This is a genomic window from Mastigocoleus testarum BC008, assembly GCF_001456025.1.
GTDB classification, from domain to species: Bacteria; Cyanobacteriota; Cyanobacteriia; order Cyanobacteriales; family Nostocaceae; genus Mastigocoleus; species Mastigocoleus testarum.
On sequence record NZ_LMTZ01000037.1, the window covers coordinates 19,567 to 28,429 of the forward strand.

Sequence of the window (8,863 nt, forward strand, 5' to 3'; positions counted from 1 at the left end):
AAACCATTCTCACTACAAATCCCCCTTCTCATATCTCCTAACTCCTGTCTCCTAACTCCTGTCTCCTAACTCCTGTCTCCTAACTCCTGTCTCCTGACTCCTGACTCCTTCATCAAGCAAAAAAATGCCCATCAAAGTAGAACTTTTAAATCGTTATCAATTACGTGCAAAGGAAGATAACCCAAACTTATTGGTTTTACCTGTAATAGAAATTATTCCCACAGAGGGATTTTATTTTCCTTTTATTTCCCGAATTAATATTTCTGTGAGTGGGTTTCCCTCAGATCTCGCAGCGCTGATCCAGTTTGCTTATGGTAGTGCTAATTTTAGTTCTGTTCAACCTTTACAACTGTCTAGTCCCAAACGGTTAAAGCAAACTGAATGTCGTTGGGGTCATGTTTTACCATCGGGAGTAGATTGCACTTTGGAGGTGTCAATCGAGTATTTCAATTCAGACAGAACGGGTTATCCAATTATGTCTGCACCTAAACACTGTACTGCTGAATGCAATATTTGGACGAATGGAGAATCTGCGACTCCAACAAGTATTAAGCAACCATTGCTTCAGCCTGCTCTATCTCTCCCGGAGGAAAATAATAAGTTGGAAATTACTTATCCTGGTTGGTTTGCAATTGATTTCGGTACTTCTAATTCTACGGTAACTCTTTACGATCCCAAAACCATCGTGACTCCAGATGGTTTACCTTACGAACAAGAGGTCAAGTTACGAGAACGTTTGATTGATTGGTTAAATCGTCGTCCAGTGGATGATGTTCGAGGTGTGGGATCGGATACTTGGAATTTGGAATGGCAAAAATTTTTGAGGGAACTCACCAAACAGTTTCCTGACATTGACCCCAATAATGAAAATGTTGGTACTCAGTTATTGAGTGCTGCAAATAGCACAACTTTATTGGAAGCAATTCGCCAAATTGAAATTGCTTTAGGTAAACGTTTGGCTTGGTTTCGCCGTTCTGCTAGCAAATGTTTAAACCAGATATACCATGATGTTTTTCGGGTTCCGGCTTTAGAATGGCAAAGTCTTATTCCCGTAGAGTTAGATAAAGACCGGCGTTTGAGTGAAATTCCTAGCGAACTGGAGGTTGTGGATCTCAAACCTGTTTTACCAAATGATGACTCACTTCAAATAAAAGTGCGTTTGGGTAAACAAGCTAAGGATAATCGGGAATTTACCATTCGAGAAGGAGAAGAAATTGATGGTAGATTTTTACATTCTCCGAAACGTTATTTTGGTCAAGAGCGGAGTTTTAAAGTTTCTTTGAATGGTCAAGAGGATTCCGTTGCGGTAAACAAGATGCTCCAAGCTGCTTATGCTGAGTTGATCGAGTTAACTGAAGATTATCGCCAGCGTTATCCGGGTAAGTGTTCTTCCGGTAAGTTTTACCGGGCTGTAGTTACTTATCCCACCATTGCTTCTCCTTTTGTACGTCGAGAAATTGAACAGTTAGTAAAGCAATTAGATATAGCTGATGTCCAAATGGCTTATGATGAAGCTGTTTCGGCGGCAATATTTTTCCTATGGCGAGAATTTGGTGGTGATTTAAATGTCGGTATCGAATCATTTAAAACTAGATGTCGCAGCGATGGTAATAAATGGTGGCAAAATGTTCTAGTGTTAGATATTGGTGGTGGAACTACAGACTTAGCCTTAATTCGCTTAACTCTGGAAGAAATAGATCCTTTTGAACCCGGTGAAGATAGGGGTGATGGGGGAAGATATTACAAATTGACTCCGAAACTTTTGGGTTCTTCCGGTCATTTGCAATTGGGTGGGGAATTAATCACTTTAAAATTATTTTTACTATTAAAAGCTGCGATCGCAGATGCTTTACTGAGTGCTGTATCAGAGGAGAGATTAGCAAAAGATGTCCTCAAAGTTCAGCCGGAAGAATTGAGCGATCGCTTTTTAGATAATGGAAAATTTCAACCGGGAAGTTTGTTAGCTTGCATAGATCGGGAAGTACCAGAAAGCGAAGCTTACAAGGAAGCTTTAACTGCTGCGGAAAGGGTAATACCTACTCGTTGGAAACAGTCATCACTACGCGCACAAACTTTCTATACTCTTTGGGAATACGCAGAAACTGCAAAACTAACATTGGGTCAAAAGAACCGGAATCGCGACTCTGTGAATGTATTTGTGCTTGACGGACAAAAAATTGCTGAATTGCTAGCACAAAACGAAGTTCAATTACCGGGTAAATTAATTGATCGACTCAACGTTACCATTACTCAACAACAATTTGCAGCCTCGGTCTTACCAGTAGTTCAAGAAGCTGTGGGTATCGCCCAAGGATTAATCGAAAATGCTTTGGGTAGTAAAACAATAACTCATCAAGCTAATTCTCCAACTACTGATAATTTATCAGATCGGCAAGAAAACCATAAAGAACAGGTAGACTGGTTAATTTTATCTGGAAAAACCTGTAATTTGGAATTAGTAGAAAAAGAACTTTACCGCGTTTTCAGTAAATCAGATTATTTTGTTTGGAACCAGGAACGAGTTACCTTTGAACCTGAATACACTAAACTAGCAACTTCTGCTGGTGCTTGCTTTGCGGAAAAACTCCGTCAATTAAGCTTCTCTCCCCAACAATCAAAAGATTTACTACGCAAAGGTGCAAATCAACTTTATATAGATGTCAAAAACCTATTTTATTTTCTTCCTTGTTCCTTCAAGCGGGAAGTAATTGGCGGTAATTCCGATCCCATATTTCAAGCAGGAGAAGAACTCTATCAACTCCAAGCAAATGATTCAATTGCCAAACTTCGGTCTAATTGGCAAGGGATGCAATTAACCAATAATATCAAACGCCAAGACTTTGAAAACGTTAAACCGCAACTTTGGGGTTATTATAATGGCGACGCCCTAATGAAAAAATTGGGGATGTCCGAAGAAGAATTCAAAAACTACATTAAAGTCCAATTTGAAATCAATCAAAAACTAGAAATTGATTTACTATTGTGTCGCGGTAATCCCCATTACTTAATTTCTCTCGATGCTCCGAGGCTTGATGTTGCTAAAGTTACTGGCAAATCAGTCATCATTGGCGATGACAGCAAAATAGTGTGTGATATCGCCGTTAATGTCGCTGAATCAGCTAGCGCCTTAAAAACTGACGCCCATACAGTCTTATTTGCAGCTAGCAAGGATTATACCCCTGAACTGCGAGTTTTCCGCTATGAAGAGGGTTCTATGGAACCCCAAAGTATCGGTTTAATAGCAGAATTACCCCCCTTTCCTGCTAGTGGGAAACATACATTTTACTTCCAGTTTCGTAACCCCCAGTCTAATAAATGGGAACTAATTGGCGAACTACCAGAACCAGAAATTACTACGGAATACCCCTGTCGTTATTATGTTTCCCTTAACTATCAAGGAATCCTACGCATCCATGCTTTTGAAGTCCCTTACTGGACATCTACAGACGCTGAGTCTCTCAAGGAAGAAGGATGTGTATTTAGAGACACTTTAGAACTCCAGCCAAATGACATCGAAAGCACCCGCGACCCCTTTTCTGGAGAACATTAGTCAGTTATCAGTTATCAGTTACCCATTCACCACTCACCATTCACTACTCACCATTACCTATTACCCATTACCCATTAGCAATTCGCGATGAAACACCTTAGTAAGTTATTAGCAACCAGTGACTCAGATTTAGCTTGGGTGCTGCGTTTGGGTTTACACGGACTCCGGACTCAGTTACTCGTAGCCCTGGAGACATCTGCAAATGACTCTGGAAGGGAAAGTTGCGAGGAACTACTTAAGGAAATAGATGTACTTTTGAAGAGTAATATACCACCCAGTAAGATATCACCTACGCTTCCCATGGAAAATAATTCTCCTTGGGAAGATATCTTGGAACCCATACCAGCAGCACAACCAGAAAAATCTTCACAAATAAATACTGAAATCCAGCTTCAGTCAGAAAAAATTCAACCAGGAATAATTAAACCAGAAACAATTGAGTTAGAAGAACTTAAACTAGAAAAACTTAAACTAGAAAAAATTGCCCATTCTTTAATTTGCGATCGCGACATCTCAAACTATATTGGCGAATATCAAATATGCAGTGATAATGATGCTCAATTATGGGATGAAATCCAATACTTATTGTTGCGGGTTCCAGAAAAAATCGCCAGCATCCGGCAAAAAAAAATCTTGAAATTAGTAGGGGAAATCGGCGTAATTGAAAATAAGCAGAATTTAAAGCAATTACCATTTATCCGCACAGAATATCTCTACCCCGGTTTAACAGGTAGCGTTAACGCCCAAGGATTATTATTATCAGACCAAATCGATTTTGACCCCCGTCTCAAACTAGTTAACTCTGACGTCGAAAATGTTTTTTTAGGTAAATTAGTATCTATTTGTCTCAAATTTATCGATACAGACCCGTGTTTGCACCACGCACTCAAAAGTGTAGATCGATTTGGTGTTAGGTCTTTACAGAGCGAATCAGAAAAATCCAAGTATATAGCAACACTTATAGAACGATTTCAAAGAGTCCAACTTAGCAGCGATAAACGCGATTCAATAACTGCATTACGCGCCAAACTGGATTTAGATGAAGCCATTCACTCTTTAGTTTACTTACCACCAGTGGAACGCTATTCCTGGTGGGGAAAACTTCAACAAGAAGCCCGACGTACGCTCGATATGGTTGTAGCAAAAGCTAGAGAAGCAGGTAATCAGGTTCAAATTCGCCCATTATGGGGAACCTACGCTGACATTTATACCTATTCAAAAGATGATTTGCGTTTGGAAACTGGTGGTATTCCTGGAGAAGTATCAGCTTGCTTGCGGGTTTACGCCAAAATTAATGATGAAATACTTCCTGGACGGGTGCTTTTCCGCGCGTCCTGAGTGGATATTTTAGAATGTGAACAGTATTTGCCCAGAGATATTTATCCAAACTTCAAACAATTTGTTGATATTATTGACAGTTTATTTAGTTTGATTTTAACTATTTCAATTTGACAGCGAATATAAATGTAAATAAGAGGAAATAAATGGGCTTAAAATTTCAGCACTTTTAATCAAAAACAAACTTAATCAAAAACGAAATGAAAATAAGTAAAAGTTTATCAATGATTGCTACCGGAGTTTTATTTTGTGGAACTCTGAATGTAATAAATATTGGTTCTGCTCGGGCAGCTAGCATGTATCGAAATGTTGATGTGACTATCGACTTTGACGAGCAAGTAGGTGTTGCTAGTAATCCATTAACTGGCGGTCCAAAACTTGATAAACTTTGGTCTAAATATGGTTTAGAGATGGATTCGAGCAAAAAAGAATTATGGCTCTATGATAGTAATTGTAAACCCACAGCAAGTGGAGTTTCAAAAAATGGATTTACAAACGTTTGTACCGGCGGTGACGAAGACTTAGCAACAGGAAAAGGTAAATATAAAAAAGGTAATAAGTGGATCAAGTACAAAACTCCCGAACAGGGTAAAGTCTTAATTATCCAAGAAAATAACGGAGCCCCAGATGATTTAGCGGGTGGAGGTATAATTTCATTTGATTTCACAGATAATCAAGGAGTTTTCTTTGACCATATTGGTTTACTCGACTTCGACGATCCAGGAGTACCACAGTTTTCTTTTACATTCCTTGACGGTACTACAGAAACACTTCAATTTGATAAACAAGCAGATAAAAACGATCCAGATGTCACACTTTTAAGTGAAAAATGGAATGGGAACGATCTCAAAGGAGATAATTCACTGCGGGACTATAAATTTGATTTTAGTAAAAGAGTTAAGAAACTAGATATTTCTTTACCTGGTAGTGGAGCTGTTTCTTACTTGAAATATCAACGGAAAGAAAAGCGTAAAATACCCGAACCCACGTCTGGTTTAGGGTTATTATTTGGAACTATTGGAACTGCTACTGCACTCAAGCGTAAAAAAGAAGAAGTTTTGTAGTAATAATTTGAACTTAGATTTTAATTTGGACTTGAATAATTTGTTAAGGTTGCATCTACACAAATTTAATATCTAAACAAATTTAATATCTAAACAAATTTAATGTTTTGATTCCCTGTCTGAAAACAGACTACATATTTCAGCACCAATGAGCCGTAAAATACTTTGAATTGAAATAGCTGTCATTAAAAAAACAAGGGAATCATGAAACGCAGAGAAATATTGGGTAAAGGTGCTATCGCTGCAGCTGCTGCTACAACCGTAGCCGCTTGCAGCCCCAGAAATGGTACGGGTGCAGGTGTGAGCGTGCAAGCAGGACAGCGCGTACGTTGGCGGATGGTAACAAGTTGGCCTCGTTCTGTAGGTATTTTTGATGGGGCTAAAGTTCTTACCGATCGCGTCAAAGAAATGACTAACGGGCGTTTTAATATCCAAATTTTTGCAGGGGGTCAGTTAGTTCCACCATTACAAATCTTGGATTCGGTACAAAAAGGAACGGTACAATGCGGTCACACTGCAAGTTATTTTTATATTGGTAAAAGTCCGGCTCTGGCTTTTGCTACTTCCGTACCCTTTGGTTTAAACGCTCAACAGCAGAATTCTTGGCTCTATCACGGTGGTGGGCTAGAAACCATGCAAAAGATTTACGCCGAACAATTTAATATCATTAACTTTCCCGCAGGTAATTCGGGAGCGCAGATGGGTGGATGGTTTAAAAAAGAAATTAAGTCTGCAACTGACTTAAAAGGTTTGACTATGAGAATTCCAGGTTTGGGCGGACAGGTAATGAATCGTTTAGGAGTGAATGCTCAAGTATTACCTGGAGGCGAAATCTTCTTAGCTTTGGAGAGAGGTGCAATTGATGCTGCTGAATGGGTTGGTCCCTACGACGACGAAAAACTCGGCTTGCAAAAAGCTGCTCCCTTTTACTATTATCCGGGTTGGTGGGAACCAGGTCCAACATTAGAAGTATTAGTTAACATTAAGGAGTGGGAGAAATTACCTAAAGAATACCAGGAAGTATTTAAAACGGCAGCTTATGAGGCTAACATGAGTATGCTAGCTCAATACGATGCCCGTAATGGTGAAGCTTTAAGTAGATTAGTTGCTGGTGGAACGAAGTTAATTGCTTATAGTCAAGATATTTTACAAGCTGCTCAAAAAGCTTCCTTTGAATTATTGGATGAAAATGCGGATAAAGATCCTAGTTTCAAAGGAGTATACGAAAAATGGAAAACTTTTCGAGAAAAAATTTATAACTGGAACAGCATTAATGAACTTAGATTTGCTAATTTTGTAACTGCTAGTAAATAAGAGTTTCTTACCGCTTGCTACTAACCCCTAATTATCACTGCACTAGCTTAATTGTCGCTGGTCATTTGTCAAATTTATACGACTAATGACCAGCGATTACTCCTCAATCATTTTTACCGCGTTGAAAAATAAATCTTCACAGCATCAGATTTGTGATTTTTAGTCAAAAATGGAATTACTTTTGTTTGCACAACTTTATTAGAATGACCCAAGCGAATCAAAATTAATCTGGTAATTTAAATTTTGGTTCTGTTCCTTCTATAACTCTTTCAACATTAAAAGTTTCAATAAAACCTTCGAAGAGATTGAAGATAATTCGGATCTCCTCATAAGCAACAGCGCTAGATGCTCCTCTTGGAGGGTCGCACTTAACCCTCATTAGGCGTTGGTTACCGCCAAATTTTTCATTAAAATAAAAGCTTCTTGTACACTGAAGACCAAGAAAACTCTCCAGTGCTAATAGATTGAGTGCAGCTACACCCATACGATTATTAATAATTCTCTTAATTTCATCTACTTCTTCTGCTTCCGTCATTCTTCGCCATTCCATAGTTCCAGCTACCTCATTTAGTTTTGACCAAGTGTTAGAACCAACGATTCCATCAGCAATAAGCCCATAAGCATTTTGAAATCTCACAACCGCATCTTTAGTCTGGACTCCAAAAATTCCATCAGTCACACCAGAATAAAAATTCAGTTGTTTCAAAACTTCTTGCAGCTTGATAACTTCATCACCTCTTGAACCTTCTCTGAGAGTAGGAAAATTTGTAGTATTCACTATATCCTCCAAATACTTGTACACTGGGCAAATTACTCGCTTATCTACAACTCACGCCGACTAAATTACGGAAAGCATTTCGATCTCTGCAATTGTTTCTCATTTTTTTATTTTTATTTCCTTAATATTTATAACACTGATATTCGTTAGAATTCTCTTGATAGTCAGATTCTGTTTGCTAATAAGATTTAAATAAAATGTTGACCTGAATGGACATCTATAAAATATTGACTAATAATACTCATAGCTGCATCTTAGTAACCTCTTCCTGAAAGTTTCAGGATTTGAGGGCTAGAAAAATACAAAATTCAACGGTAAATCTTAAATAGAAGGGGATTTTATGAGCGAAACTAATTTTCACAACCAACTCGATTTAGAAGAAGAAACTGAAAAATTAGGTAAGGAAGCGATGGAGTTAGGATTAATTCCTAGTTTTGCAATTCGTTATTATCCTGATGTTTGGCAGTTTTGTATTCCAGCAGAGAAAGCAAATGATTGTTTTACACCAGAGGAAGCGTACTTGCATCTCAAAAAATTAGTAAAGGAGTCCCAAGCATAGGAGTAATGGGAATTGGGAGTTGGTGTCTGGAAATGAAATGCGATGACTGTCGCCCATTCACAATTATCGATTACCAATTACCCATTATTAATTACCCATTACCCATTCCGAGCAAAAAAGAACAATATTGAAACACTAGTTGCAATAATTTGATATACATTTTACATTTTCTATCTTATACCAACTCTATGTGAAGTTGCATATAACTGTAGAATAAAGAATGAAGAAATAAAAGAAGCAAAAGCGAACAATGGGGCGTC

6 protein-coding genes are annotated in these 8,863 nt (G+C 38.3%); 5 read left to right on the forward strand and 1 reads right to left on the reverse strand.

Annotated elements, in window-relative coordinates; translation table 11 throughout:
* Nucleotides 1-124: 124 nt before the first annotated feature.
* The 4 genes from BC008_RS07725 to BC008_RS07740 all read left to right on the forward strand — a co-directional run bounded on the left by BC008_RS07725 (nucleotide 125) and on the right by BC008_RS07740 (nucleotide 7,266).
* Nucleotides 125-3,550, forward strand: a complete 3,426-nt coding sequence (locus BC008_RS07725; RefSeq protein WP_027845732.1) for an acetate and sugar kinases/Hsc70/actin family protein — start codon at nucleotides 125-127, stop codon at nucleotides 3,548-3,550.
* 87 nt (nucleotides 3,551-3,637) lie between these two features.
* Nucleotides 3,638-4,888 carry a hypothetical protein gene (locus tag BC008_RS07730; protein ID WP_027845731.1) on the forward strand — a complete coding sequence of 417 codons (1,251 nt, stop codon included), beginning with the start codon at nucleotides 3,638-3,640 and terminating at the stop codon, nucleotides 4,886-4,888.
* 200 nt (nucleotides 4,889-5,088) lie between these two features.
* Nucleotides 5,089-5,952 carry a PEP-CTERM sorting domain-containing protein gene (locus tag BC008_RS07735; RefSeq protein ID WP_027845730.1) on the forward strand — a complete coding sequence of 288 codons (864 nt, stop codon included), beginning with the start codon at nucleotides 5,089-5,091 and terminating at the stop codon, nucleotides 5,950-5,952.
* Nucleotides 5,953-6,156: 204 nt separating this feature from the next.
* Nucleotides 6,157-7,266 (forward strand): TRAP transporter substrate-binding protein, encoded by a 1,110-nt coding sequence (locus tag BC008_RS07740; RefSeq protein WP_027845729.1) that lies wholly within the window; start codon nucleotides 6,157-6,159, stop codon nucleotides 7,264-7,266.
* A 223-nt stretch (nucleotides 7,267-7,489) separates the two neighbouring features.
* Here the strand turns inward: BC008_RS07740 and BC008_RS07745 are convergent, their stop codons facing one another.
* Nucleotides 7,490-8,044 (reverse strand): peptidoglycan-binding domain-containing protein, encoded by a 555-nt coding sequence (locus tag BC008_RS07745; protein ID WP_153009543.1) that lies wholly within the window; start codon nucleotides 8,042-8,044, stop codon nucleotides 7,490-7,492.
* Between the two features lie 340 nt (nucleotides 8,045-8,384).
* On the opposite strand from BC008_RS07745, the gene BC008_RS07750 reads away from it, so the two are divergent.
* Nucleotides 8,385-8,603, forward strand: coding sequence for a hypothetical protein (locus BC008_RS07750; RefSeq protein ID WP_027845727.1), 219 nt, complete (start codon nucleotides 8,385-8,387; stop codon nucleotides 8,601-8,603).
* Nucleotides 8,604-8,863: the final 260 nt, after the last annotated feature.

Bases quoted from the DNA above. Each gene is read 5' to 3' on its own strand.
- BC008_RS07750 (WP_027845727.1), top strand. From the start codon at position 8,385: ATGAGCGAAACTAATTTTCACAACCAACTCGATTTAGAAGAAGAAACT.
- BC008_RS07735 (WP_027845730.1), top strand. From the start codon at position 5,089: ATGAAAATAAGTAAAAGTTTATCAATGATTGCTACCGGAGTTTTATTT.
- BC008_RS07740 (WP_027845729.1), top strand. From the start codon at position 6,157: ATGAAACGCAGAGAAATATTGGGTAAAGGTGCTATCGCTGCAGCTGCT.
- BC008_RS07730 (WP_027845731.1), top strand. From the start codon at position 3,638: ATGAAACACCTTAGTAAGTTATTAGCAACCAGTGACTCAGATTTAGCT.
- BC008_RS07725 (WP_027845732.1), top strand. From the start codon at position 125: ATGCCCATCAAAGTAGAACTTTTAAATCGTTATCAATTACGTGCAAAG.